This is a genomic window from Streptomyces siamensis (assembly GCF_039543605.1).
GTDB classification, from domain to species: Bacteria; Actinomycetota; Actinomycetes; order Streptomycetales; family Streptomycetaceae; genus Streptomyces; species Streptomyces siamensis.
Genome location: NZ_BAABKB010000005.1, coordinates 51978 through 76679, shown reverse-complemented (window position 1 = coordinate 76679; position 24702 = coordinate 51978). Strand labels below are relative to the sequence as shown.

Genomic DNA, 24702 nt, shown 5'->3' with positions numbered 1-24702 from the left:
CGCCGGCTCACTTCACGGGGAACGCCACGTCGCACACCGGGTCCTCGGGCCCGGCGGCGTCCCAGTCGGCGAAGTACACCTCCCGGCAGGGACCGTCGTACGACAGTCCCCGTTCGGCGATCCACGCCTCGACGGCCTCGAAGGCCACGTGGATCTGCGGATAGGCGACCTGTGCCTTGGGGATCCGGGCGTAGGCCAGACGCTGCGCCGGCTCGACACGGACCTTGATCTCCCTGGCCCGCCCCTGCGCCTGGACCCATGCCCGCGCGGCGTCGGCGTCCGCGACCGGCACGCAGGCCTCCACGGGCCCGTCGCTCTCCGTGCTGACCTCCGCGTAGTAGACGACGAAGGGCGGCCCGTCGAACCCTCCGCAGGCGCGGGCGCCCTCCTCCAGCCGCCCCAGCGAGGCGGGGATCCACACCGGCAGCTCGGTGGCCAGGACATGCCGTGTCTCCGTCAGCACCACCCGCTCGGGCACCTCGACGGTCTCGACCACGAACTTCTCGTACATCTGCGAACTCCTCCCGGACAGCCGTCCACGGAGGTACGCGGCGAGCGCCCGCTGCGAGGCGAAGCGTTCCTCGGCGTCGTCCCAGTACGCGCCGAGGAGCGAGGCGGCGGCGGACCCCTCCGCCTCCACCACCTCGGCGATCCGGGCGAGCGGCATGTCGAGCCGGCGCAGCAGCACGACGAGCCGGGCCCGCTCGACCTGGCCGACGCGGTAGTAGCGGTAGCCGCTGACCTCGTCGACGTGCGCCGGGGTCAGCAGTCCCAGCCGGTCGTACAGCCTGAGCGCCTTCGCGGACAGCCTGGCCCGAGCGGCGAACGCGCCGATGGTGAGCAGTTCCCCGTCCACGGCGCACCCCCTTCCCCTGGGCCCGGTTCGCCCCTCGTCACCTCCGTCACCGGGCGCCTTCCGCCCGGTGACGAGGACGCTCCCCCCTGCCCCAGGGGCAAGGTCAACGACGTCAGGCGGCGAGCTGCTTCTCCACCGCCGCCACGACCTCCGCCGACTCCGGCTCGGTCTGCGGCGAGAAACGGCCGACGACTGTGCCGTCGCGCCCGATCAGGAACTTCTCGAAGTTCCAGCGGATGTCACCGCTGTGGCCCTCGGCGTCCGCGGTGCCCACCAGACCCTCGTAGAGGCCGTGCCGCCCGTCGCCGTTCACCTCGACCTTCTCGGTCATCGGGAAGGTCACGCCGTACGTCGCCGAGCAGAATTCGGCGATCTCCTCGGAGGTGCCGGGCTCCTGGCCCATGAACTGGTTGCAGGGCACGCCGAGCACGGTGAAGCCCTGGCCGGCGTAACGCTCCTGGAGGCGCTCCAGGCCCGCGTACTGCGGGGTCAGCCCGCACTTGGAGGCGACGTTCACGATGAGCACGGCCTTGCCGCGGTACTGCTTGAGGTCGGCGGAGCCGCCCTGGAGGGCCCCGATCTCGATGTCGAGCACAGAATGGTCAGTAGTCATGAGCGGATGCTAACTCCGTCCGGTGACAGGACCGTCAGTCGCGCTGGGCCGTGACGAGCACCTCGCCGGCCGCCGTCCGCGAATACAGCACCGACCGCCCCGCCCGCCGCCGCTCGACGAGCCGGGCGTCCAGCAGCACCTTCAGATGACGTCCGACCGAACCCAGCCCCTGCCCGGTCACCGCGACCAGCTGGCTCGTCGACATGGGGGAGTCCAGGAGCACGAGCACCCCGGCGCGCGCCGTCCCCAGGAGCGCGCCGAGGCTCTGCGGCACCGCCTCGGCCCGTCCGTCCGCGAGGACGCCCGTGCAGGGGTAGACGACGGCGTACCGGTGCGGGTCCTCCCAGGACACCCACCCGGCCTTCGGGGTGACGGGCACGAACAGCAGCTGGGCACCGGAGATCTCCCGCGGCGGATACTCGTGGAGGTTCACCTGGAGCCGGTTGTCGCCGAGCCACCGCGTCCCCGGCCGCAGCGCGTCCAGCGCCGCGGCCCAGCCGCCCTGGCTCAGGTGCGCGGTCCGTGCCACCACGTCCGCCTCCAGGACGCGCCGCCGCCGCTCCCAGTCCGGGCGTACGTACTCCTCCCACACGTGCGTGAGGAGATCGGCGGCGCGCCCGGGCAGGTCGTCGCGGTCCGCCAGAGCGGCGGGCAGCGGGCCGCCGAGCGAGACGGCGAGATGCGCGCGCGCCGCCCGCGGCGGGGTCTCGCGCACCCTGGCGATCTCCACCTCGAAGGGCTCGTCGCCGTACGGGGTCGGGGTCAGGAAGTCGGCGATCCACTCCCGCCCGAGCCCGGAGCGGATCAGCACGGCGGTGAGCGGGTCGGCGGCCAGCCGACCCCGGTAGGCGGGCAGATGGGCCCGCAGCCATCGCCGCTCGCCGGGGTGCGAGGCGGTCCCCGACTCCAGCGTCTTCAGGGCCGCGAAGGTCTCGGCGAGCGGGGACAGCGCGAAACGGCTGCCGGCGAGGGTGTCGGCGTTGACCTGCCACCAGCCCATGCGCGCACCCTCCGTCCGTGCTCCGGGGCCCGCCCTTGTTCGGGGGCCCGTTCGTGTTCCGCGGACCGTCCGTGTTCCGGGGGCCCGTCCGTCGTTCCCGGACCGCCCGTCGCGACGCCTGTTCGCCGCGCGGTCCGGTCCGTGTCCGTTTCGGGGACTGTCCGCCGCCTGGTCCGGTCCGTGTCCGTTTCGGGGTCCGTCCACCGCCTGGTCCGGTCCGCGGCCGTCCCGCGGTGGCCGTCCGCCGTCAGGAGCGGTCCGTTCCCGGCGCGGGGCCGTCCGCCGTCCGGTCCGTGGCCGTTGGTTTCGCTCCCGCGCGAAACAATATCGACCGCCCCGCGGCTCGCCCCAGACTCCGCGCATGCGCAGCTACTCGGACCTCTTCCGCACCCGGGAGTTCACCCCCCTCTTCCTCTCCTCCGCCCTCCACGCGGCGGCCTCGACGATCGGCGGCCTGGCCATCGGCACGCTGGTGTACAGGGCGACGGAATCGCCCCTGCTGTCGGCCGTGAGCATGTTCGGCCCGCAGCTGGCCCAGGTGGCCGGCGCGGCCACCCTGCTGTCCGCGGCCGACCGGCTGGCACCGCGCGCCACCCTGACCGGCATCGCGCTGTCGTTCGCCGTCGGCACGGCCGTGATGGCGACGCCCGGACTGCCCGTCGGGACGGTCTTCGCCCTCATCGCCGTCCTCGGCCTCGTCTCCTCGCTCGGCGGCGGGGTCCGCTGGGGCCTGCTCAACGAGATCCTCCCCAAGGAGGGATACCTGCTGGGCCGTTCGGTCTTCAACATGGTCAACGGCCTCATGCAGATCACCGGCTACATGACGGGCGCCGCCCTGGTCACGCTGCTCTCCGCGCAGGTGACCCTGGCGACGGCGGCGGTCCTGTACCTCGGGTCGGCCCTGACCGTCCGCCTCGGCATGGCCCGCCGGGCGCCTCGGGCCACCGGCCGCCCCTCGGTCGCGCAGACCTGGCGCACCAACGCGCTCCTGTGGTCCTCGCCCCGGCGCCGGACGACCTATCTGCTCCTGTGGATCCCCAACGGCCTGATCGTCGGCTGCGAGTCCCTGTTCGTGTCGTACGCCCCCGACCGGGCCGGCGTGCTCTTCGCGTCCGCGGCGTTCGGCATGTTCGTGGGCGACGTGACGATCGGCCGCTTCGTCCCGCCGGCGGTCCGCCGCCGCCTCGGCATCCCCTGCCTGCTGCTTCTGGCGGCCCCGTACCTGCTGTTCGCGCTGCGGCCGGGCACGGCCGTCACGGCGGTCTGCGTCGCCGTCGCCTCGGTCGGCTTCGGCGCCAGTCTCATCCAGCAGGAGCAGCTGATGTCGCTGACCCCGGACGAGCTGAGCGGCCACGCCCTGGGCCTGCACTCCTCGGGCATGCTCACCTTCCAGGGCGTCAGCGCGACGGTGGCGGGGACGGTCGCCCAGCTGGCCTCGCCCGGCGCGGCGATGACGGTGATGGCGCTCGCGTCGCTGGCGGCGACGCTGACACTGGCCGCGGTCCCCGCACGACGACGGCCCGCGCGCTCTGGCCCGGACCCGGAGCCGGGGCCGGTCGGTGAGCCTCGGCCCGGTCCGGCCGCGCCACGGGAGCCGGAGCAGGCACCGGAATCGGCGTAGGCGTCAGGGCCGGCAGGCCGGCCCTGGCCGCGGGTGTCCCCCTCCGGCCGCCGTCGCCCCCAGGGCTGTCGGGGTCCCCCGCGCCCGTGGCCGTCTGTCGCCCCGCGCGCGGGCGGGCTAGCTTGGCCGCGTGGACGACGGACGCGAGCGTGACGGGCGCAGGCCGAGGGTGATCGTCGTGGGCGCGGGCTTCGGCGGCATCGCGGTCGCCGCCGAGCTCCTGCGCCACGGACTGGACGACGTCACCCTGCTGGAGGCGGCGCCCGCGCCCGGCGGCACCTGGCACCACAACCGCTACCCGGGCGCCGCCTGCGACGTACCGAGTCATCTGTACTCGTACTCCTTCGCCCAACGCCCCGACTGGACCCATCTGTTCTCGCACCAGCCGGAGATCCTCGCCTACCTGAGGCGGACGGCGGACTCTCTCGGCATCACCCCGCGCATCGTCACCGGCACCGAGGTCACCGCCTGCACCTGGGACGACCGCACCTGCACCTGGACGGTGCGCAGCCGCCGTACGGACACGACCGGGCCGTACGAGGAGCGGGTGGCCGACGCGCTGGTGCTGGCGACCGGGCAGCTGGACAAGCCGTCCTTCCCCGCCGTCGAGGGGCTGTCCCGCTTCGCCGGCCGCAGCTTCCACTCCGCGCGCTGGGACGACACCTACGACCTGCGGGGAAAGCGCGTGGCGGTGATCGGGACCGGCGCGAGCGCCGCCCAGCTCGTCCCCGAGATCGCCCCGCAGGCCGCCCGGCTGACGGTCTTCCAGCGGACGGGCAACTGGTTCCTGCCGCGCAGCGACCGCCCCACTCCCGCCCTCCTGGCCCGGGTGCTGCGCCGCCTGCCCGTGGCGCGCCGGGCCTGGCGCGGGCTGCTCCACCACGGCATCGAGCTGATCACCCTGTGCGTCCGCCACCCCCGCACCGTGGGCCGGATCGGCGCCGCTCTCTCCGCCGCCCACATGCGCCGTCAGCTCCCCGACCCGGAACTGCGCCGCAAGGCGTGGCCCGACCACCCCTTCGGCTGCAAGAGGGTCCTGCTCAGCTCGGACTTCCTGCCGGCCCTGCGGCGCCCGAACACGGAACTGGTGACGGACCGGATCGTGCGGATGGAACCGGAGGGCCCCGTCACCGCCGACGGCCGCCGCCACGACGTCGACTGCGTGATCTACGCGACCGGCTTCCGCACCAACACCTTCATGCTGCCGATGCGGGTCACGGGCCGCGGCGGCCGTTCGGTCGAGGAGGCCTGGTCCGACGGCGCCCAGGCCCACCTGGGCATCACCGTCTCCGGCTTCCCGTCGATGTTCCTGATGTACGGCCCCAACACCAACACCTCCGGCGGCTCCATCCTGTTCTTCCTGGAGGCGCAGGCCGGCTACGTCCGCCGGGCCCTGCAACTGACCCTGCGGACCGGAGCGGCGGCCCTCGACGTGCGTGCCGAGGCCCAGGCGCGCGGGCTGGAGCGGCTGCGGGCCCGGTTCGCGGGCACCGCATGGACCGCCTGCACCTCCTGGTACCGCACGGCCGACGGCCGCAACGTCGCCAACTGGCCCGGCTACATGGGCGAGTACGCGGAACGGACCCGCCGTGTGGACCCGTCCGAGTACCACCTGATCCGCGCGCCGCGTCCCTGACGCGCCCCGACCGGCCACTCTCCGGACGGGCGTTGACACTCTCCGTGTCCGCCAGCTAACTTCGCGGCGTCGTCGCCACACCAGGAGCACCAGGCTCCATCGGGACTAGCGACGCGAAGGACACTCTCCAGTTGACGACTGCGACCGTCTCCGAGATCCAGCACGTCACTCCCCGCCCGACCATCGCGGGCCTTTTCAGAGTCCAGCCCTACACACCCCACTGTCAGGTCATCCACGCCGCGGGCGACCACGCCGTGATCGGCGTCTCGCCGGGCAACAGCTACTTCTCGGCTCGCCGGGTCGACGACCTGGCCCGCTGGGGCGTCGAGCACTTCGACCGGGTCGACCTCGTCTACACCGACCTCCATGTGGCCGAGATGTACGAGGCGCTCGGCTATCCCGCCGACGACGCCCGGCGCAAGGCGGTGAAGAACCTGCGAGGCGTACGCGCCAAGGTGACCGCCGCGGCGGCGGCCCACGGCGCGGGCGGCGCGCGGCTCGCCGCATACGCCATGTCCGACTTCGCGGACAACCCGGCCTACCGGCGGATCCACGACCACATCCACGAACTCCTCGACGAGGACGCGGAGTTCCGCGAAACCTGCGACGCGCTGGTGGACGCCTACCTCGCCACGAAGGTCCTCGACGGGCAGGCGGCCACCGAGCGGCAGCGCGCCGTGTGCCTGGAGTACGTGTGCGCCGAGGCGCCGCTCTTCCTGGACACCCCGGCCATCCTGGGCGTCCCCTCCTCCCTCAACTGCTACCACCAGCTGCTGCCGATGGCCGAACTGCTCTACGCGCGCGGATCGGGCCTGCGCGCGTCCCGCAACCAGGGGCACGCGATCGTCACACCCACGGAAGGAGCCGGCGATGCCCACTGAGGAACTGCTCGACTTCCCCTTCTCCTGGCGCGGCGACCAACTCCCGGCCGAGGTTGCCAAGTTGCGTGAGTCGACCCCCGTGCGCCGGGTGCGGACCATCGCCGGGGACGAGGCCTGGCTGGTCTCGTCCTACGAGCTGTGCACCCAGGTGCTGGAGGACGCCCGCTTCAGCCTGAAGGACACCTCGGCGCCCGGCGTGCCCCGCCAGTACGCCCTGACGATCCCGCCCGAGGTCGTCAACAACATGGGCAACATCACCGGCGCAGGACTGCGCAAGGCCGTCCTCAAGGCCCTCAACCCGAAGAGCGAGGGCCTCACCGACTGGATGCGCTCGCACGCGGCCCGACTGGTCGACGCCCTGCTCGCCGAGGGCGCGCCCGCGGACCTGCGCGGCGGTTTCACCGACCCGTACTCGGCCGGCATGCACTGCCACATCCTCGGCATCCCGCAGGCGGACGCACCCCGGCTGATGCGCAGCCTGGACATCGCGTTCATGAACTCCGCCTGCCCCGTCACCGGCGCCCGCCTGAACTGGGACCGGGACATCGCGTACATGACCGACCGCCTCGACGACCCGTCGACGACCGGCCTGATGTCCGCGCTGGCGGCCCTGCGCGAGGATCCCGAGTACGCGCACCTGACGGACGAGATGCTGGCGACGGTCGGGGTGACGATGTTCGGCGCGGGCGTCATCTCGACGTCCGGGTTCCTGACCATGGCCCTGGTCTCCCTCTTCCAGCACCCGCAACTGCGACGGGAGGTGACGGAGCACCCCGAGAGGATCCCGGCCGCCGTCGACGAACTCCTGCGCATCAACCTCTCCATCGGCGACGGACTGCCCCGGCTCGCCCTGGAGGACGTACGGCTCGGCGACGTGCACGTCCGCAGGGGCGAACTCGTCCTCGTCCTCGTCGAGGGCGCCAACTTCGACCCCGAGGAGTTCCCCGACCCGCTCAGGCCCGACCTGACCCGCGAGAACAGCACCACCCACCTGTCCTTCGGCGGCGGACGCCACTACTGCCCGGCCACCGCACTGGGCAAGCGCCATGCGGAGATCGCCCTGGAGACCCTGCTCACCCGCATGCCCGACGTCCGACTCGCGGTGCCGATCGAGCAGTTGGTCTGGCGCACCGGATTCATGAAGCGCATCCCGGAGCGGTTGCCGGCGATGTGGTGACGGACGACGCCGGCCGGGGCCCGAAGAGCGGGCGGTCCCCGGCCGGCGTCCGGTGTCGCCTCCGCCGCCCCTCCGGGCTTCAGAAGCCGCCCGCGCGTCCGCCTCCGTGCGCGTGGGCGGCGTGGACGGCGAGCACGTGCTGGAACTGCTGCCTGGCCTCATGGACCCGACCCGTCGCCAGATAGGCATGGCCCAGCCGGGACCGGATGTCCATCTCCAGCCAGTCGTAGCTGGGTTCCGTGAGGGGGGACAGCAACGCGTGCTGACGCAGGGCCTGGTGGTGCAGGGCGACGGCCGCGTCCGGGTCGCCCTCGGCCTGCTCCACCGTGCCCAGCCGGGTCAGGCTGCGTGCGCACAGGAAGACGTCCCCGGCCTGCTCGACCAGGCCGACCGCCCGGCGCAGCACGCGCCTGGCCTCACCGTGGTCGCCGAGCCGAAGGTGGACGTCCGCGGCGCAGCTCAGGGGCCTGCCGAGCATGCGCGGTCTGCCGTCCCGCTCGGCGTGGGTCCGGGCGTCGGCGAAGCAGGCCAGCGCCTCCTCGTCGCGTCGGCCGAAGTAGTGGGTGAGACCGAGGATGACGAGCGCCATCGAGGCGACCCAGTCGCTGCCCAGCCGCTCGGCCAGCTCCGCCCCGGCCGCGGCATGGCGAAGGGCGCCGTCACCGTCCCCCAGACTCAGATCGAGAGCCCCCAGGCCGGTGAGGGAACGGGCCTTCTCATACGGGTCGGGGGCGCGCCGGCCGATCTCCAGCGCCTCCATGAAGCAGGCGCGGGCCTGTGCGTACCGGCGCTGGTGGACGCAGGTGTAGCCCAGGCAGTTCCGCAGGGCCTGGGACATGCGCGGATCGCCGGCCTCGTCGACCTGCGCGAGCGCGGTCTCCAGCGCCGTTCGGCCCTCCTGGTAGCGGCCCTGCCGCACGAAGTAGTCGCACAACGCCTCCGCGATCCAGCAGGCGAAGTCGGTCTCACCGTGGGCCGCGGCGTGCGCGACGACGTCGGGCAGCTCCCCGCCGGCCGCGTCCAGCCAGGCCTCCGCGTCCTGCCAGGTGCCGAACGGACCGACGGAGGGCCGCGGCCCGGTGGGGAAACCGGTACGGCCCCAGTCGCTGGTGATCCGGCCCGCGTCGAGGAAGAGCCGGTACGCGGCCCTGCGCGCCGCGGCGGCCTCGGCGGGCACGGCCTCGGCGACCCGCCGCGCGTGCACACGCACCAGGTCGTGCAGCCGGTAGCGGCCCGGCCGCGGCTCCTGCAACAGGCTCGTGTCGACCAGGCTCTCCAGGACCCGCTCGGTGTCGCGGGGCGGCGCGTCGAGCACGGCCGCCACCGTCAGCACGTCGAACTCGACCGTCGGCGCCACACCGAGGGCGCGGAACCCGCGCTGCTGCCCAGGCGTGAGCTGGTCGTACGACAGGCGGAAGGCCGCCTCCACACTGCGGTCCCCGACGCTCAGTTCACCGAGCCGGTGCTCGTCGCCCGCCATGCGGCCCACCAGGTGCTCCACCGTCCAGGAGTGGCGGTTCTGCAGCCGCGACCCCGCGATGCGCAGCGCCAGCGGCAGCCCGTCGCACAGTCCGGCCAACTGCCGCGTCGCCTCCGGCTCCCCGCTCGCGCGCTCCGCTCCGATGAGGTGGGTGAGCAGCGACACCGCGTCCCCGCTCTCCAAGGGCTCCAGGGTGACCCGGCGGTCGGCGTCCAGTTCCGCGAGCCGCCGCCGGCCGGCCACCAGCACCCTGCTGCCCGCCCCGGCGGGCAGCAGCGGCCGTACCTGGTCGGCGTCGAGGGCGTCGTCCAGTACGAGGAGCAGCCGCAGCGGGCTGGTCGCCGCGCGCCAGGCGGCGGTGAGCTCCTCGAGGTCGCCCGGCAGCTCACCGCTCGCCGCGCCGAGGCTGCGCAGCAGCCGCTGCAGGGCCCGTTCCGGCGCCTGCCGCCGCTGCGCGCTGTGCGCGTGCAGGTCCACGAACAGGCAGCCGTCCGGGTGGTGGCCGCTGAGCTCGCGGGCCGCGCGCACGACGAGCGCGGTCTTGCCGACCCCGGCCGTACCGTCCACCGTGACGACCGAAACCGAACCGGGCGCGGCCGGCGCGATCAGCTGCGCCAGCTCCCTGTCCCGGCCGATCAGCCGGCCCGAGTCGCCCGGCAGGTCGTTGACCGCGCGGAGGGGCGAGGAGACCCGCTGTGCCGCACCGGGTAGGTGGGTGGTGTGGGCCGCGGCCGGGCCGAGGAGGCGTTCGTCGTCCCGGCGCAGCACCGCTTCGTGCACGCGGCGGAGCTCGTCCCCGGGGTCGACGCCGAGCTCCTCGCGCAACCGCCCGCACATGTCCTGGTAGACGCCCAGCGCCTCCGCCTGACGTTCGCTGCCGTACAGGGCACGCATGCGCAGCGCCACCAGCGACTCGTCGGCGGGATCGGCCGCGGACAGGGCGGCGAGCTCGTCCAGGGCGTCGGCGAACCGGCCCGTCAGGACGAGGCATTCGAGCCGTTCCAGCCGAACGGTGCGCAGGCGTGCCAGCAGCCGCTGCCGCTCGGCGTCGGCGTACGGTCCCGGCAGCCCGGCGAGCGGCTCGCCGTCGAACAGGGCGAGGGCCGCCGACAGCCGGTCCGCCGCCGTCACCGGGTCGCCGGACGCCTTCGCCCGCTGGGCCTCGTCGACCCGCTCGGCCAGCTCCGCCACATCGAGCCGGATCCCGTCGACGACCAGGCGGTACCCGCCCCGCTCCCCGCGGATCAGGGAGTCGGCCGGGGCGGTGCCGCTCTCGTCGAGCGTCTGCCGCAACCCGTAGACGTAGCTGGGCAGCACCTTGCGGCCGGACTGCGGCGGACTCTCCCCCCAGACCCCGTCGAGCAATTGCTCGCGGCTCACCAGGAGTCCCGGGCGCAGCGCCAGCGCGGCCAGCACGGCCTGCTGCCGGACGGGCCCGAGGGCCAGCCGTCCGCCGTCGCGCCAGGCCCGCATCGGCCCGAGCACCGCGAGTCGTAACCGTCGACGGGATTCCGAGCCCACCTCGAAGCCTCCGCTCCGCGCATCATCAGAATTTCACCGGCATTGCAGCGTCTTCCGCGAGGGTGTGCAAGTGCGGCGGCCGTGGACCGGGGGAACGGCCGCCGCCTCCCGACGAGGAAGGAAACACGAACGTGGCCGTCATCGACCGGTCCCTCACGGGTCAGCTGAAGCGGCGGAGGCTGTTCCTCACGCAGGAGCGGAGCGACGTCGCGGAGATCGTGTACGTCTGCGTGGACGACGGGCTCCCGGGAGGGTTCCCGGTCGGCTACGTCATCCCGTCCCGCGCGGGGGCCTGGTCCGCGTACGCGCGGGTCCGCCCCGGTGTCCGCGTCTTCGCCACCGACGAGGTGGGCACGGGCCTGCCGGACGTGGTCGAGGCCGTGCGCGCCGTGCTCGACCACGCCCGTTACGGGGACGTCCTGTTCGCCCTGGAACAGGAGACCGACCGCGACGGCACGTACACCGCGAAGGTGAGACGGGAGCACGCCGCCTGGTTCGCCGCGCTCGACGCACCCGAGGGCATCACACAGCTGGGCGACGGCAGGATCCGCCTGACCGCCCCCGCCGTCGCCTATCTCCGCGGCCTTCCGGCACGTCTGGGCTGCCACGTGGACGGCGACGACCGGATCCGGCTCGCGGGGGAGTCGTACGTGTTGACCCGGGAGCCCCGGCGCGTGCGGTGACGGTGCGGTCGGCGCCTGCGGCGGCGCGTACTCCGACGGTGAGGGTGCCTTCGACGCGGAGTTCCGTCGGGTGCCACGACGGTGACGGTGGCCTCGCCGCGAGGTTCCCGCCGCGTGACGGCACGGGGGGTGTTTCCCGTGGGGCGGCACGAGGACACCATGTACCCATGCGCCGACAGCAGCCAGACGCCACCGCCTGGTCCGAAGCCCCCGATCCGGTACTCGCTCTGGCCCAGGGCGAGTTGGCCTTCTACGAGAGGGTCCGCGACTCGGCGCGCCTGTGGTACCGCGTGTCCGAGCTGGGAGCCCTGGCGACCTCCTCGGCGACGGTCGTCGCGGCGGGCCTGCACGCCCCGGCCTGGCTGACGGCGATCATCGCGGGCGGCGCCCTGTTCTTCACCGGTTTCCGCCAGGTCTTCGCACACGGCCCGCGCTACGTCCTCGCGGCACAGTCCCGCGAGACCCTCCGCCGGGCCGTCAACCGCTACCGGCTCCTGCCGGAGGCCGACCGGGACGAGACGGCCCGCCGCGAGCTGCTCGCCGCGGTCGAGCAGGTGGGCGACGAGGAACTCCGCCAGTGGGTCGAACAACGCAGTCGCGCGACCGTGGGCGGCGCGGACCCGACGGGCGGCCCGGCACTGCCCTGACCCGCGGGTGGGTGACCGGCTGCCGACCGCCGGCCGGTCGGCAGCCGGCCCCCGCCGACGGACGAAGAAAAATACCTACGGGCTCATACAAAACACAGATAAATCCGATGAGGACTGCCGATAATCATCAGGTTCCAATTCGTAAATAATCGGTTCCCAATGTCGATGTATATGGAATTGGGGCCGAGATCGGCTCAATGAGTGGCTTTTCCCGGACCGGACCGGTGCGCTTCGACGGCGTTTCGAACCAGCCCTGTATCCCTTGACCGTCACATGAGGCGAGGGAGAGCTGGAGACGATGATCGAGCGAAGGAAATTCCTCATGGCCGGCGCCATGGGGGCCGCGGGCATGCTTCCACGGGGTGTCCTCGGGGCGAGGGCGTACGCCTCGTCGGCCCAGCCGCCGGCAGGGTGTGACGACCAGGCGACCAACACCCCTTCGCTGACGAAGTTCGTCGACCCACTACCCAGACCGTCGACGGCCGTCCCGGACCCGTCCGCCTATCCGGGCGCCGACTACTACGAGTTCACGATGCGGCAGGGGTCGTGGCGCTTCCACCGGGATCTCGGTCCGTCACCCGTGTGGGGTTACTGGGCCACGGATCCGCACCGTCCCCACGAGCCGATCGGCATGGGCTATCTCGGGCCGACCTTCGAGACGATCAGGGACCGCCCGACGGTCGTCAAGTACCGCAACGAGCTGCCGACCACCCACATGTTCCAGACCGTGATCGACATGATTCGCGACAAGAAGCCCGTCGTCGCCCCGATCCCTCCGCCCCCCTACGAGTACATGCCGCAGTTCCCCGACGACATCAACGTGTGGAACGTCGTGCACCAGCACGGCGGTTACACGGCACCACAGTCCGACGGCCTGCCGGAGCAGTCGTTCAGCCCGAAGGGCTTTCACGCCGAGGGCTACACCACCCTGGAGCCGGGCCGGGTCAAGCCCAACGAAGCGATCTACGCCTACACCAACCACGACCATTCGTGCATGCTCTGGTATCACGACCACGCCATGGGGATGAGCGCGCTCAACGTCTATGCGGGACTTGCCGGTCTCTACTTCATCCGTGATCCCGCCGACGAGCGGCTCGGGCTGCCGCGCGGTGAATTCGAGGTCCCCCTCATCCTGCAGGACCGGACCTTCAACGCGAACGGCTCGCTCGCCTACACCATGGTCGACAGGGAGGGCGAGGACACCCCGATCGTCAACGGGAAGGCGTACCCCTACCTGGACGTCGAGCCGCGACGCTACCGGCTGCGCATTCTCAACGCTTCGAACGAGCGATTCTGGCGGCTGCGGTTCGACACCCCCCGAGGGGTACTTCATCAGCCGCAACTGCCGTTCTGGCTGATCGGCACGGACGGTGGCCTCCGTGCTCCGTTGCACATGCTGGACTTCCTGATCAGTCCGGCCGAGCGGTACGACCTGATCGTCGACTTCAGTGAGATTCCCCCGGGCAAGGACGTCACGTTGACGAACTACCCGGGAACGCAGGTCCACTTCCCCGGAATCACCGGCTGCGGACCGGAGATCGCGGAGATCATGCGATTCCGGGTCCGCAAGCCACTGTCCGGGGGCCAGGACAGGTCGACACCGCCCGAGAAGCTCAAGCTGCAGTCGGTCCCGGCCATCAAGCCGAAACCGCACACCCGTCGGCGGCAATGGGTCGTGTACCAGCACGAGCTCTTCAGGACGATGACGTTCAACGCGGTTCCCTACATGGAGCCGTCCCAGGACTTCATCAAGGAGGGCTCGACCGAGATCTGGGAATACATCAATCCCAATCACGACGCCCACCCGATGCACGTCCACCTCGTCAACTTCCAGGTACTGGACAGGCAGCCGATCGACGCGGCGGCCTACCAGAAGGACTACGACAACTGGGTCTACGGCGGCCGAAAGCCGGAGGACCACCCGGCCGTGGCCGACTACTTCACCGGCCCGCCGATTCCCCCGGACCCGGACGAAGCGCTGCCCTACAAGGACACGGTCAAGGCCCCCGCGCAGATGGTCACCAGAATCATCATCCAGGAATTCGTCCCGCCGAAGAAGGAGATCGCGTCGATCCCGGGAAGCGGCGCCGAGCTCCCGGCGACGTACATCCACCACTGCCACCTCCTCGAGCACGAGGACGACGACCTGATGCGCCCCTGGACGATCGTCCCGGCCGGCGACTGACGCGATCGACACCGCCGGGTGATCACGGCCCGGGTGGACTCCACCGCCACGCGGGCCGCACCCCGGACACGACGAAGGACACGGCCCGGGAGGAGACCGTCGGACGCTCCCCGGAAGCGCCCCGGACATCGGTGACCGGCCGTCCGCTCGGCCGTGACCGGCGGACCGGAGACGCCGTCGGCGGCACCGCGCCGCGCGTCATCCGGATGGTGCAACAGAAGGCGACTCACCCGTCCGGCCGACCTGACGTACCGTCCGCTGCCCCGCCCGGAAGCCTAGGATCCGCCACTAGAGAGAGACGTCGCCTACCCCTGTCCGGCATCGGCGCGCCCACGTACGAGCGGAGGAGACGGGATGCTGCGCAGTGCAGGCAGGACCTCCTGGAAGCGCTTCGCCTGCATTCTCGTCCCGAGCGCCGTGGCTGCCGCGGCCCTCGGCATCGCCATGGCCCAGGGAGCGCTGGCCGTGTCGTTCCTCATCTCCGGCCAGAAGTTCCAGGTGGCCCTGGACACTCTGGACGTCCGAGGTCTGGCCATCTACGGCACGGTGGACGTGACCAAGAAGGGCACCCTCGTGCCGGTGTTCGTCACCGGCGCCAGCCACGCGAAGATCAGCGGGCTGTGCCAGTCCGTGGTGATCACGATCCCGGTCCTGGGCCCGTACACACTGAAGATCACCGGCGGCGATCACAGCCGGGTCGAAGCGAGGAACCTGTTCCTCGACGCGACAGCCCTGTCGAGCAGCCAGGCGAATTTCGACGACCTCGACATCGGCGTGGCGACAGGAGCGGTCAGCAAGGGCCCGATCAGCCGGGGGGACCGGAACTCCCGGTTCTTCGATCCCAACGGCTTTGCCCAGCAGGCGAATTCGGCCTTCCTGACCGACGTGCACTTCACCACGGTCGCCGTCTCGGCCGCCACGTTCAACGTCCCGGACCTCGATGTGCGACTCAGGCAAGGCCACCACGAGTGCTTCTGATCCGCCGGCACGAAGCACGCGCCTTCCGCCCCCGCTCACCGCGTACTCCCTCCCGCCGAACATCAGGGAAGCTCACGTGTTCCTCCAGCGAATCGGCAGACGCGAGAACGTGCGCGTCGTCGCCGCCGACGCCCGACGCAGATTCAGGACCTGGCGGGGTGAACGACCCTTCTGGGCAGGCCTGTTCACCTTCGCGGCGGGTCTGCCCATCATCTACTTCCCATACGCGCGCCTCGACTTCGGCGCCATCCCCCTGGCACTGTCGACCTCGGCCGGCGCCGGGTCGCTGATCATCGGGGTTCTCCTCGTCACCCTCGCCGTCTCCCTGTGGTTCCACCGGCAGTCGCGCGTCTTCGCAGGGATCACGGTCATCCTGCTCGCCCTCATCTCCTTCCCCGTCGCCAATCTCGGGGGCCTTCTCGTCGGGCTGCTCTCCGGCCTGATCGGCGGATCCCTGGCCTGCGCCTGGATTCCTCCGACGGGCGCCACCGATGCGCAGCCCGCGGCCGACCTTGCGTCGCCCCCCGTCCCCGTGGGTCAGGACCACGGTGGCAAGTGACGCCCTGACCGGCTGTACGGAAAGCGGTCCGGAGCGCGATCCCTGCCGTCCGAGCAGTGCGGTGAAGCGCCGCTCGCCGGGCCGACCGCTGCGGCCCCTCGCCTGCGCCCTGGCAGTGGCCGCCCTTTCCTTGGGCCTGCAGCTCGCCACGCCCACGGCCTCGAAGGCGTTGCTCGCCCCTGGCGGCATCCGCACGTCCGAGCCACCGGCGGCCGGTGCCGCGCCGGCCGCCCGCTCACCGGACCGTGCGGCGGACGTCCCCTGGGTGCTGCGTGCCGACAGACTCGTGCTCCACGGCAGTGCCTTCCGCGGCGTGGCCGTCCTCAGGACCGCGGCAGGGTCCGAGCGGGTACTGAAGTTCACCGCACGGTCGCTGGACCTCGGCGACCTCGACCTGACGGCGGGCCGCGGCCGCTCGGCGGTGCGACTGCGGGCCAGGCCCGCGACCACGTCCACGGTCAAGGGCAAGGACGTGGTGACCCTGTACGTCCAGAAACTGAGCGGTACGCTCGTCGGCCTGGGCGGCGCTCCGCTCCCGGCGGACCGCAGTGTCACCGTCACGCCCGACGCGCTGCCCCCGTGGCTCTCCGACTCCGCCGCGCCCACCCGCACCATCACTTTCAAGAACGTGACCGTCTCCCAGGCCGCCCGGCTCAGCGGCGACCTGTCCATCGCCGGCCCGGCCCTCGGCGTCGTGGCGGGGTGACAGCGCACGCCCGCCGCCTGCGGAACACGGACGCGTGGCGGGACGAGGGCCGGCCCGTTCGGCAGGCGGACGTGGCCGGAGGGCCGAAGACCGCAAGGAACGGTCTTCGGCCCTCCGGACGGGTGCGGCGGCCGTGCCGGCTATGCCGACGGGTGGCGGAGGGTGCGAGCCTCCGCGTCGCAGCACAGCCTCAAGGCCGGTACAGCGGCCTAGCGGTGGCCGTGGTGCCAGCCGCGGTCACGGTCCCAGCCGTGGTGCCGGTCCCGGTCCCAGCCGTGGTGCCAGCCGCGGTCGCGGTCCCGGTCCCGGTCCCAGCCGTGGTGCCGGTCCCGGTCCCAGCGGTGGTGCCGGTCCCGGTCCCAGCCGCGGTGCTCGCCCCGGTCCCAGCCCCGGTCCCGGTCGCCGAAGTGACCGTCGTGGTGGCGGTCGCCTCTGTCGCTGTGCGAGTAGCCCCTCCCGTTGTCGCGGTCATGGCCCGCTCCGGCGGCCAGAGCCGGCATGGCGGCCGCGCCGACGAGTGCGCCCGTAGCCACAAAGGTGGCGATCAGGCGGACCGTCGTACGAGAAACAGACATGAATCTGTCACCTCACGTTCGTGCACGCCGACCCTGGTCTGAGCCGGGCGCGCTGTCCGAAATTCCCGGCTAGGTGCCGAGGACCCCACACTGTGGCCCTTTGCGGCGACACCAGAGCAAGGACAGGATTCGCGTTACAAAGCGCAGATATATCGGTAACTGTCCCTTGTATGCGCCATTGATGCCGGACAGGAGCCCGGGTGTCGGCCCTGCCCCGGCTCGGAATCATGCCGAGAGCAGGAGAAACAGGAGCTGACGGCCAGTGGGATTCGCGGCCGTCTCGCTGCCCGAACTCCTCCGAACGGCCCAACGGCTTCGGTAACAACGGGGGGCCTCCGTTCGGGGGACCCTTCGCGGTCCGCCGCGATCCGGTCGATCGGTGGCAGGGCCGTTGACGCCAAAACTGGACGCCAAAAGGCCCCGGACCATGATCGGTCCGGGGCCTTTTGGCTGCTGCCCCCGGCATGATTCGAACCTGCGACACCCGCTAATAGGAGAGAGGCGGGGCGACAGGGCAGGTGGCCTGCGGATACCTCGACCAGGCCAGTCGTCACGGTTCTGCCTGCCGATCGCCACTACCAACCGTGGCTGACCTCTGCATCTGGCACGACTGTGGCAAGCGGCGAGCAGACGGTTCGGCCCCCCTGCCGACTCGGTCGAACCGGGTGCTCAGCCGCCGTAGCGACTGCGCAGATCCTCGGTGATCCGCGACATGAGCCCGGCCGCGTCGTGCGGAGGCGTCTCTGTCAGGGGACGTTCTGCCTGGGGATCGTAAGCGGAAAGCCCGGTCTCCTTCTCGACGACGCCAGCGAGGGCGAAGACCTTGTCGAGGACGACCGCGGCGTCGTTTCCGGCATGCCAGTAGGGCACGGTGATGCTTACCTCGTCGCCGAACACGGACAAGTCGATGCCGGTGCCCGAGTCGCTCAGGTCCCGCGACTCCTGCTCGTACTCCGTGATCTCCACTTCGCCCAGCAGAGCCCGGGCTTGCGGCACTATTCGCTCCCAGGCTTTGAGGAGTACGCCGGGAATCGGCTCGCTGTCCTCGGCCTGGGCCGCGTCTTCCATCGCCTCCAGGGCCTCGTCCCAGGACTGCCCGTCGCGCCGGCTCAGGAAGTAGATGTCGTAGCTCACCGCGCGATCGTAGACACTGGCGCCTTCCGGGCCCAGGGCCCGCGGCCGAATGACTACTGGTGACGGCGTCATCAGCTTGGGAAGCTGCGATCTGGCCGGTGCACTTGTGGTGCGATAGCAGCATCCCCGCTCAACGTCGTTGACTCGTCGGCTTCGCCGTACAGGCCGGCGCGGAGGCGTTGCTTGGCCGCTTCGAGGCGCGGGCCGTAGTCCGGCATGAAGATCTCGCTGAGCGTCGTGTCCAGCGTTCCCGAAATGGTGTAGATCGCGGACCAGACGGCTCGGTCGCGCACGATCTCCTGAAGGTCGTCGGACTGGAACATGACTCGGTAGAGCCAGTCCGACAGCACGAATGCCTGATCGTGCGTGAGCCTGATGGTGATCGCATCGTCGTCCACGACCTCAACCTAGCCGCCTCGACTGTTGGTGTCGCGGGTCCTGACCTGCTACGGCGTCGGCTTGCTCACCAATCCCGCCACTGGTCCGTGAGCTCATGCCGTCCGAGTCCGCGCCTGGCGGTCAGGGCCGCGACGTCGACCCCTTGCTCGGTGAGGGCCTGGTCTATGTAGGTGCACAGTTGCTCGCGCTCGTCGGTCTCGAACGCGCACCCGTCGTGAGCTTCGTTCACCGCGTTCAGGGCCAGGACGACGCGCTGCGCCACGGCGAAGACGCGTTCGTCGTCTCCTTCCGCAAGTGTGGGCAACTCGGCCTCAAAGGTGTCCAGGACGGCATCAGTTGCCGACAGAAGCTCGTCGGGGAACAGGTCGACCATGCACGCGCAGTCGGGATCCAGAGTGCCGGCGGCAAGCTCCGCGGCTTCCTGGGCCATGCCCCTGCGCCAATTCGTCGTCGGTCTCTCGGCCATGAGGCCGGACCGTACAGTGCGGCTCTGACATCGAGGTCCGCTCTTCGCGGCTCGCCGAGCAGCCCATGAGGGGCATGAGCTCGGGAAGCCGAGGTGATCTACGGGTGGTTGATCGGCTGACCTGGGCCGGGAGTGGTGACGACGTGCTCGCGCTCGCGAGATGTCGCCGGCCGGTGGTCCGGGCCGCCTTCTGGGAGGAAGGCGGCCCGGACACGGGGTCACCTCGAGACTGTCACCTTGAGCGGGTCCAGATCCGGGCTCGGAACGGGCTTGCCGGTGCTCGCGGTGCTCGCGGACAACGGCTGGGAGGCCGGGCTCTGCGGGATGTCACCCTTGTAGTACGAGGTGTACACGTAGGTGCTGTCCACGCCGATGGCCCTGCCGATCAACGGGACCACCTTCGCGTCGACGGAGGCGTTGCCGCCGAACACGGCCACGTGGTTCAGGCTCGCCGACGTGCGCATCATGTACCACTTGGTGTCGTACGTCAGCGAGGTGACGTCGGTCCACAGCAGCGGGCCGAACGTGGTCATCGCCGACGACGCGGAGACGCCGCCGGTCCAGCTGTTCACCGAGGCCACCGCGGCGTCCGACGGCGACGACCACCAGAACTCGGCGAGCCTCGCGGCGACCGGCGCCGGACTGCCGCCGAAGCGGTAGTAGCTGTACTTGCTGGGCCAGTGGGGCAGCTTGCCGGCGTTGTACGCCTTGGTCAGCGCCGACTCGGCGTCGACCCCCACCGTGATGATCTTCGTCGTGCTCGGGCTGTACTTGTTCAGGTAGCCGTACACGGACGGGGTCATGGTCGAGCCCTCGGTCAGCAGTACGACCGCGGTGCCCGAGGTGCCCATGGCGCCGGCGGCGGAACTGGCCGCGAGGGCGTTGTGGTAGTCGGTGCCGGTCGCCAGGAACACGTACTTCGGGGCGCTGGTGATCGTCTTGGCCACGGCCACCGAGGTGGAGTAGCGCGAGACGTCGGACAGCCGCTTGGCGACGTACCCGAGCGAGGTCACCTTGGACGCCACCGAGCTGCTGAGGATGCTGGTGCCGCCGACCAGGTAGACGGTCTTGCCCTTGGGCAGCATGCGCTTCAGCTCGGTCTGGACGGAGGAGTCCAGTCCCGTGCGGGATGTCATCAGCACCGGTCCGTGCTTCTTGCCGGCCAGTGAGGTCGCGGTGGTGGCGTACGCGGAGTCCGACTTGCTGATGAGGACCGCCGAGCTCGCGTTCATCAGGCCCGGCACGCTCTTGCCGAGGGTGTTCCACGTCCACTTGGACGACGCGATGTTGGTGCCGTAGGTGTCGGCGCCGTAGACCCGGGAGATCGCGTTCTTCCGGAGCGGCTGCCAGGCCACGTCGGACCCGTCGGCCATGGGCACACGCGTCTCCGTGCCCGTGCCGAGGTCGTGGATCCAAATCTGCGAACCGCTGGGGCCGGTGTCCGGGCCGCCGGTGAAGTAGGTGTCGTACGCGATCCGGTCGCCCTTGGGCGACCAGGCGGGACGGTTGTGGTCGGCGGGGTCCGTGGTGACCTGGGTCAGCCCGGTGCCGTCGACCTTGACCGTGAAGAGCTGCTTGTGTCCGGCGACGGTCCGGGCAAAGACGAGCGACTGCCCGTCCGGGGACATGCTCGGCTCGTCCGCGTCGGAGGCCAGCTTCTTGAACGCCTTGGTCCCGCCGTTGTAGACCCAGACGGCCGGGGCGCCGGTGGTGGAGCAGCTCGTGCCGGTGCGCACGAAGGCCAGCATGCCGTTGACGGCGCCGCTGGCCTTGGAGTCGCAGCCGTCGACATCGGTGCCGAACAGGGCCGCGGGAGCGCGGCCGCTGTTGGCCACGGCCACCCGCAGTCGGCCTCCGGCGGTGAAGACGATGTCGGCTCCGCCGTACCAGAACGTCGGATCGGTCGGATGCCAGCCACTGCCCGCCGGCATGACGATGTCGTTGCCCGATATCGACTCCTGGGCGTACGTCTTCGTGCGGAGACGGTCGTCGTAGGCGCTGACGTAGGCGATCTGGCTGCCGTCGGCGGACCAGGCGGCCTGATTCGCGGTCTCGTAGAACTGGGCGCTCTTGGTCCCGTCGGGGTTGATGTAGCGCAGCGAGCCGAGTTCGTTGTACAGCAGCCTGCCGTCCGTGGCCGGCCAGCCGGCGGTGTCGGCGGTCGCCTGGCTCGGGAGCCCGGCGACGAGACCGGCCGCGAGTGCGGCGACGGTCGTGAGCGCCGCGAATCCGCGACGCGCAGAGATGTTCAATGTGCCCCCACAGGTGAATGGATGGCTGCGTTGCCCCTCCCCCGAGGCGAACGGACGGCATCGTGTTCGTCGTCCGTACGGCAGCGGCGAAACCATAGCGCCGTGCCACGGCATCTGTGGAGGCAGGGGCACCCGGTACCGACGCGCCCGTGGACAAGTCGCGGGAGATGCTGCTGAAGGGCCAGCGGTTCGCGGCGGGCCCTTCAGCATCGTGCCCGTTGTTGATGGACCCACTTGAACGACGGTGAAGGTCGCTGAATCCCGACGGGGGTGACCATGGAACGGCATGTGCTGGAATCGCAGTTGGTCGGTGACGACGAGGCGTCCGTGATACCGAGGCGCTCGCTTTGGTTCCGCGCAGTTCCACGGTAGGGCGGGACGCCCATTTGATCCGACTCATGCCGCCCTGCACCGGGCCGCCCGCCGCCGCATCGCTCATGCGCTGCCGACTCCGAGCAGCGCGTGGTCAGACCTGCCTCGATCGGGTTGCCCAGCCAGCGGGTTTCGTCGGGAACGGACTCCGCCGCCATCACCAGCGACGCCGGACCCAGGGTGGAGCGAGTGGCCCCCTTCTCGGTGGAAATCGACCTCGATCAAGGAATGGAGCGCTACCTACCGGCAGCTCGCCGAGCGCCCTGGCCGTACCGAGCTACGTCGGCGTCTGAATGACGGGCCGGAGTGCGGGGCCGTACATCCCGGATGATTCTGAAGGCATGCCCGGCCCGATACGTGTGATCGTGCATCCGCCGTCGCCGACGGGTGGCCGGCGGGTACGCGTGGATGGCGAGATCCTCGGCCTGGCCCACAACGTGGTCGACGTCGCCGAGTTCCTTCGCCGCGCCGGGCTGGAGATCGACCCGGCAGAGGTCGCGGAGGCGCCATGGATCGACTGGCGCGGCGTCGGGCCGGAGCGCTGGGGTCCAAAGACGTGATGGCCTCGGTGCGATACGCGGCGAGGCCATCACTTTCTGATCCGTAGCTCTGTGCGGATCGGTCGGTGAGGGGCCTCTCCAGCCGAGTGGCCCGCACGACCCCTGCCACGGTCACCACGTCTTGATCAGTTGGCGATACGGTCGCGGCCATGATCAGTCAGATAGTGACACTGGTGGGCGTACTTGTCGGAGCCCTCACTTCGTATCTGTCCGTCACCATGGCCGAACGTGCTAGGCATCGACGCACCATGGCGACCCGCTGGGACCAACGAAAGCTGGACACATACATCGAGTACGCCGCGTGCGTGAAGGAGGTCGCTGACGCCTCCAAACACTCTCGGCTGGCGGAGGAAGGCTCAGAGACTCACAAGGAGTTCATAGCATCGATGGAGGAGGGAGAGCGCAGACGCTCAGCCCTCTTCGAAGCACTCTTGTTGCTGGCGGATCCTCCAGCCATCGAGGCAGCCCATGGAGTCAACATCGCTTTGTGGGAGATGGTGAAACTGGCGCGCACGCACGAACCTCCACCCGTCGCCGGCGACCTCCACGAGCGTCTGAACACGTACCACGAGCGAGCTCGAGAAGGCCTGGGCATCAGAGCGGATTCGCGGCGAGTCCGCTGAGGCCGACCAGAGGGAACCGCTACACCACAGATCAGTACTGAGGCAGCGTTGCCGTGGCCTTCTTCCCAGCCTGGACCTGTGCGATCCGCTCGGCGAACATCGTTGCACCCTGCGTCAGCATCGGTTCGCTCTCACCGCCCTCTACACAGATGGTGGCGACCACCGTACCGACGCGCATGGTGATGTACTCGCCCGTCAGCCCTCCGCCTTCCTTGGTGTAGGCCTGACTCTCGTTCCCGAAGGTGGGCTTCGACAGAGTCGGATTGTCACCGACCTCGACCTTCAGCCCGTCCTTGTTCCGATCCGTAGCTCTAGCCAGAACAGGTCAGCGACGGTCATCCCGGTCGCTCCGAGGACCCTGAGGACGCCAAGGGGCGGGGTCGTCCAGTCTGCGGTGTGGGTGTGCCGTACTCTCCGCTGTCATGAGCATGGATCATGCGGGGAGCGCCGAAGTCGCCGCCCCCGGTGTCGCCCGGTTCGAGTACACCCCGGCGGTTGCGGACTATGACCGGGCGCTGCGGCGTTTCAGTCTCCGTACCCGACCCGGACTCACCGGTTCTCTGTTGCTGCCTGGCGCGTTCGCGGCCGCAGCCATTTTCGTGCGCGCCGTGGTGTGGCATCTCGACGAGACCGTTGTCGTCATAGCGGGCGTGTGCGGTGTCATCGTCCTGTTCGTGATGCGTCAGGCGCTCCGCCGGTTCCGGATGCGGGACCAGTACGAGACTCACGCAGCTCACGGGGTCTGCCGCACCACGGTCGCCGAGGACGGGCTGACCACCACCGGTACAGACAGTAAGAGCGACCGCATCGAGTGGAGCTCCTACCCCTGGTGGTTCGAGACGCCCGAGCTGTTCGTCCTCACCGGAAGTCTGGGCTACTTCCTCGTGCTGCCCAAGCGCGGTGCCGCTTCCTCCGAAGACCTGGACAGGGCACGCGCATTGTTCGCGCAGCGCCTTCGGCGCATCTGAAGACCTCGGCACTTGCCAACTCCTCTGGCCAGGGGCCGCGTCTGCTCGGCTCTGCCTGGGTCGATGGCAGACGGGATGGAAGCACTTCACGCACGCCTCTACTCGCCGGCACTCGCGAACGGCGCCCCTCCATCCCGGAGTCTGAGCGCCCCCGCCGGAGGCATGTCCTGAGGCGCGGGTTGCATCGCGGCATCTTCCCGAGCCCGTCTCTCCGTGACCTGTCGTGTTCGGCAGGCCTCAGCCGTGGCGTACCTGCTTTTTGATCACAACGCGTTCTGTCGGGTGTACCCGCGAGTCATGCTCGCCGGCCATGCGATCGTGCCTGTCCAGGCGGGGCCTGGCATGCGGGATGGGCTGGGATATCAGGCTCGGTCCGGTGTGTCGGCCCTGGCGTGCCAGAGCGTAAAACGGTGATCACCCCGAGGCGATCGTGAGTGGCGCGGGGCCGGGGGCCGGGGGCCGGGGCGGCGCGGGCCGAAGGCATGAGCGCAGCCCCGAGTCCCCGAGCCCCTCGCCGGCCCGCGTTGCGGGCTGGTGGGGTGGGATCTCCGAAGCGGCGGTTGGAAAGTCGTGGGGCCAGCGCTCCGGATGACCGAAAGCCAAGAGTCCCCCGGCGCTGCCCCGCGAAGCCGTGGGCCCCGTCCTGGGGACGGGACAATGTCGCTGGGGTCGGCGAGGCATGGGGGAGGAGTTGCGGCTCCAATGACGGTGCTGTGGTGGCGCACTACAAGCCGGACGTGAACCCGAACCGCAATGGCTGGTCGTTTTGGCTGCTTGATGGTGGGTCCGGTGGGTCGCTGCAGAGCATTC

Annotated in this window: 23 protein-coding genes; 13 read left to right on the top strand and 10 right to left on the bottom strand. The window is 70.6% G+C overall.

The genetic code is table 11. The annotated features are described in order from the left end of the window. Positions 1-7: 7 nt before the first annotated feature. The 3 genes from ABEB03_RS12160 to ABEB03_RS12150 form a co-directional block, all read right to left on the bottom strand. Positions 8-856: a MerR family transcriptional regulator gene (locus tag ABEB03_RS12160; RefSeq protein ID WP_345646229.1), complete on the bottom strand. Its 849-nt coding sequence runs from the start codon at positions 854-856 to the stop codon at positions 8-10. A gap of 112 nt (positions 857-968) precedes the next feature. After that, positions 969-1469 (bottom strand): glutathione peroxidase, encoded by a 501-nt coding sequence (locus ABEB03_RS12155; protein ID WP_345646226.1) that lies wholly within the window; start codon positions 1467-1469, stop codon positions 969-971. Positions 1470-1503: 34 nt separating this feature from the next. Continuing rightward, entirely contained in the window at positions 1504-2469 is a 966-nt protein-coding gene (locus tag ABEB03_RS12150) for an ArsR/SmtB family transcription factor (RefSeq protein ID WP_345646222.1), read from the bottom strand. A gap of 361 nt (positions 2470-2830) precedes the next feature. Here ABEB03_RS12150 and ABEB03_RS12145 point away from each other — a divergent pair, with 361 nt between their 5' ends. The 4 genes from ABEB03_RS12145 (at position 2831) to ABEB03_RS12130 (ending at position 7784) form a co-directional block, all read left to right on the top strand. Continuing rightward, positions 2831-4090, top strand: coding sequence for an MFS transporter (locus ABEB03_RS12145; RefSeq protein ID WP_345646219.1), 1260 nt, complete (start codon positions 2831-2833; stop codon positions 4088-4090). A gap of 130 nt (positions 4091-4220) precedes the next feature. Continuing rightward, positions 4221-5726 carry a flavin-containing monooxygenase gene (locus ABEB03_RS12140; protein ID WP_345646216.1) on the top strand — a complete coding sequence of 502 codons (1506 nt, stop codon included), beginning with the start codon at positions 4221-4223 and terminating at the stop codon, positions 5724-5726. A 131-nt stretch (positions 5727-5857) separates the two neighbouring features. Further along, positions 5858-6607 carry a cyclodityrosine synthase gene (locus ABEB03_RS12135; protein ID WP_345646212.1) on the top strand — a complete coding sequence of 250 codons (750 nt, stop codon included), beginning with the start codon at positions 5858-5860 and terminating at the stop codon, positions 6605-6607. After that, positions 6597-7784 carry a cytochrome P450 gene (locus tag ABEB03_RS12130; RefSeq protein ID WP_345646209.1) on the top strand — a complete coding sequence of 396 codons (1188 nt, stop codon included), beginning with the start codon at positions 6597-6599 and terminating at the stop codon, positions 7782-7784. The genes ABEB03_RS12135 and ABEB03_RS12130 overlap by 11 nt, the downstream gene beginning before the upstream one ends. 79 nt (positions 7785-7863) lie before the next feature. Here ABEB03_RS12130 and ABEB03_RS12125 read toward each other — a convergent pair whose 3' ends face one another. Beyond that, complete coding sequence (locus ABEB03_RS12125) at positions 7864-10737, bottom strand: AfsR/SARP family transcriptional regulator (RefSeq protein WP_345646205.1); 2874 nt, start codon at positions 10735-10737, stop codon at positions 7864-7866. A 179-nt stretch (positions 10738-10916) separates the two neighbouring features. Between ABEB03_RS12125 and ABEB03_RS12120 the strand changes: the two genes are divergently transcribed. The 6 genes from ABEB03_RS12120 (at position 10917) to ABEB03_RS12095 (ending at position 16543) form a co-directional block, all read left to right on the top strand. After that, the gene (locus ABEB03_RS12120; protein ID WP_345646202.1) at positions 10917-11468 is read left to right on the top strand and encodes a hypothetical protein; all 552 of its coding nucleotides are present in this window, start codon (positions 10917-10919) and stop codon (positions 11466-11468) included. A gap of 167 nt (positions 11469-11635) precedes the next feature. Further along, positions 11636-12115: an SLATT domain-containing protein gene (locus ABEB03_RS12115; RefSeq protein WP_345646199.1), complete on the top strand. Its 480-nt coding sequence runs from the start codon at positions 11636-11638 to the stop codon at positions 12113-12115. Positions 12116-12413: 298 nt separating this feature from the next. Further along, positions 12414-14300 carry a multicopper oxidase family protein gene (locus tag ABEB03_RS12110; RefSeq protein ID WP_345646195.1) on the top strand — a complete coding sequence of 629 codons (1887 nt, stop codon included), beginning with the start codon at positions 12414-12416 and terminating at the stop codon, positions 14298-14300. Positions 14301-14654: 354 nt separating this feature from the next. After that, entirely contained in the window at positions 14655-15278 is a 624-nt protein-coding gene (locus ABEB03_RS12105) for a DUF6230 family protein (RefSeq protein WP_345646190.1), read from the top strand. Between the two features lie 76 nt (positions 15279-15354). Then, the gene (locus tag ABEB03_RS12100; protein ID WP_345646187.1) at positions 15355-15837 is read left to right on the top strand and encodes a DUF6114 domain-containing protein; all 483 of its coding nucleotides are present in this window, start codon (positions 15355-15357) and stop codon (positions 15835-15837) included. Beyond that, a complete protein-coding gene (locus tag ABEB03_RS12095) occupies positions 15827-16543 on the top strand; it encodes a hypothetical protein (RefSeq protein ID WP_345646184.1) in 717 nt (238 codons plus the stop codon). The genes ABEB03_RS12100 and ABEB03_RS12095 overlap by 11 nt, the downstream gene beginning before the upstream one ends. A gap of 209 nt (positions 16544-16752) precedes the next feature. Here the strand turns inward: ABEB03_RS12095 and ABEB03_RS12090 are convergent, their stop codons facing one another. The 5 genes from ABEB03_RS12090 to ABEB03_RS12070 form a co-directional block, all read right to left on the bottom strand. Continuing rightward, positions 16753-17118: a hypothetical protein gene (locus ABEB03_RS12090; RefSeq protein WP_345646181.1), complete on the bottom strand. Its 366-nt coding sequence runs from the start codon at positions 17116-17118 to the stop codon at positions 16753-16755. Positions 17119-17787: 669 nt separating this feature from the next. Next, positions 17788-18252 carry a hypothetical protein gene (locus tag ABEB03_RS12085; RefSeq protein ID WP_345646178.1) on the bottom strand — a complete coding sequence of 155 codons (465 nt, stop codon included), beginning with the start codon at positions 18250-18252 and terminating at the stop codon, positions 17788-17790. Between the two features lie 71 nt (positions 18253-18323). Continuing rightward, positions 18324-18650, bottom strand: coding sequence for a hypothetical protein (locus ABEB03_RS12080; RefSeq protein WP_345646175.1), 327 nt, complete (start codon positions 18648-18650; stop codon positions 18324-18326). Positions 18651-18715: 65 nt separating this feature from the next. Then, the gene (locus tag ABEB03_RS12075) at positions 18716-19117 is read right to left on the bottom strand and encodes a hypothetical protein (protein ID WP_345646172.1); all 402 of its coding nucleotides are present in this window, start codon (positions 19115-19117) and stop codon (positions 18716-18718) included. A gap of 218 nt (positions 19118-19335) precedes the next feature. After that, positions 19336-21369 (bottom strand): cell wall-binding repeat-containing protein, encoded by a 2034-nt coding sequence (locus ABEB03_RS12070; protein WP_345646169.1) that lies wholly within the window; start codon positions 21367-21369, stop codon positions 19336-19338. 713 nt (positions 21370-22082) lie between these two features. On the opposite strand from ABEB03_RS12070, the gene ABEB03_RS12065 reads away from it, so the two are divergent. Further along, a complete protein-coding gene (locus ABEB03_RS12065; protein ID WP_345646166.1) occupies positions 22083-22301 on the top strand; it encodes a hypothetical protein in 219 nt (72 codons plus the stop codon). A 149-nt stretch (positions 22302-22450) separates the two neighbouring features. Beyond that, complete coding sequence (locus ABEB03_RS12060; RefSeq protein WP_345646163.1) at positions 22451-22924, top strand: hypothetical protein; 474 nt, start codon at positions 22451-22453, stop codon at positions 22922-22924. A gap of 31 nt (positions 22925-22955) precedes the next feature. Here ABEB03_RS12060 and ABEB03_RS12055 read toward each other — a convergent pair whose 3' ends face one another. Beyond that, on the bottom strand, positions 22956-23102 hold the full coding sequence (locus tag ABEB03_RS12055) for a hypothetical protein (RefSeq protein WP_345646160.1): 147 nt from the start codon (positions 23100-23102) through the stop codon (positions 22956-22958). Positions 23103-23346: 244 nt separating this feature from the next. On the opposite strand from ABEB03_RS12055, the gene ABEB03_RS12050 reads away from it, so the two are divergent. Continuing rightward, positions 23347-23892 carry a YcxB family protein gene (locus tag ABEB03_RS12050; RefSeq protein WP_345646156.1) on the top strand — a complete coding sequence of 182 codons (546 nt, stop codon included), beginning with the start codon at positions 23347-23349 and terminating at the stop codon, positions 23890-23892. Positions 23893-24702 lie beyond the last annotated feature (810 nt).

Coding starts and splice junctions, on each gene's coding strand:
- ABEB03_RS12155 (WP_345646226.1), bottom strand. CDS start 1,469: ATGACTACTGACCATTCTGTGCTCGACATCGAGATCGGGGCCCTCCAG.
- ABEB03_RS12150 (WP_345646222.1), bottom strand. CDS start 2,469: ATGGGCTGGTGGCAGGTCAACGCCGACACCCTCGCCGGCAGCCGTTTC.
- ABEB03_RS12145 (WP_345646219.1), top strand. CDS start 2,831: ATGCGCAGCTACTCGGACCTCTTCCGCACCCGGGAGTTCACCCCCCTC.
- ABEB03_RS12130 (WP_345646209.1), top strand. CDS start 6,597: ATGCCCACTGAGGAACTGCTCGACTTCCCCTTCTCCTGGCGCGGCGAC.
- ABEB03_RS12125 (WP_345646205.1), bottom strand. CDS start 10,737: ATGCGGGCCTGGCGCGACGGCGGACGGCTGGCCCTCGGGCCCGTCCGG.
- ABEB03_RS12115 (WP_345646199.1), top strand. CDS start 11,636: ATGCGCCGACAGCAGCCAGACGCCACCGCCTGGTCCGAAGCCCCCGAT.
- ABEB03_RS12110 (WP_345646195.1), top strand. CDS start 12,414: ATGATCGAGCGAAGGAAATTCCTCATGGCCGGCGCCATGGGGGCCGCG.
- ABEB03_RS12105 (WP_345646190.1), top strand. CDS start 14,655: ATGCTGCGCAGTGCAGGCAGGACCTCCTGGAAGCGCTTCGCCTGCATT.
- ABEB03_RS12090 (WP_345646181.1), bottom strand. CDS start 17,118: ATGTCTGTTTCTCGTACGACGGTCCGCCTGATCGCCACCTTTGTGGCT.
- ABEB03_RS12075 (WP_345646172.1), bottom strand. CDS start 19,117: ATGGCCGAGAGACCGACGACGAATTGGCGCAGGGGCATGGCCCAGGAA.
- ABEB03_RS12065 (WP_345646166.1), top strand. CDS start 22,083: ATGCCCGGCCCGATACGTGTGATCGTGCATCCGCCGTCGCCGACGGGT.
- ABEB03_RS12060 (WP_345646163.1), top strand. CDS start 22,451: ATGATCAGTCAGATAGTGACACTGGTGGGCGTACTTGTCGGAGCCCTC.
- ABEB03_RS12055 (WP_345646160.1), bottom strand. CDS start 23,102: ATGCGCGTCGGTACGGTGGTCGCCACCATCTGTGTAGAGGGCGGTGAG.
- ABEB03_RS12050 (WP_345646156.1), top strand. CDS start 23,347: ATGAGCATGGATCATGCGGGGAGCGCCGAAGTCGCCGCCCCCGGTGTC.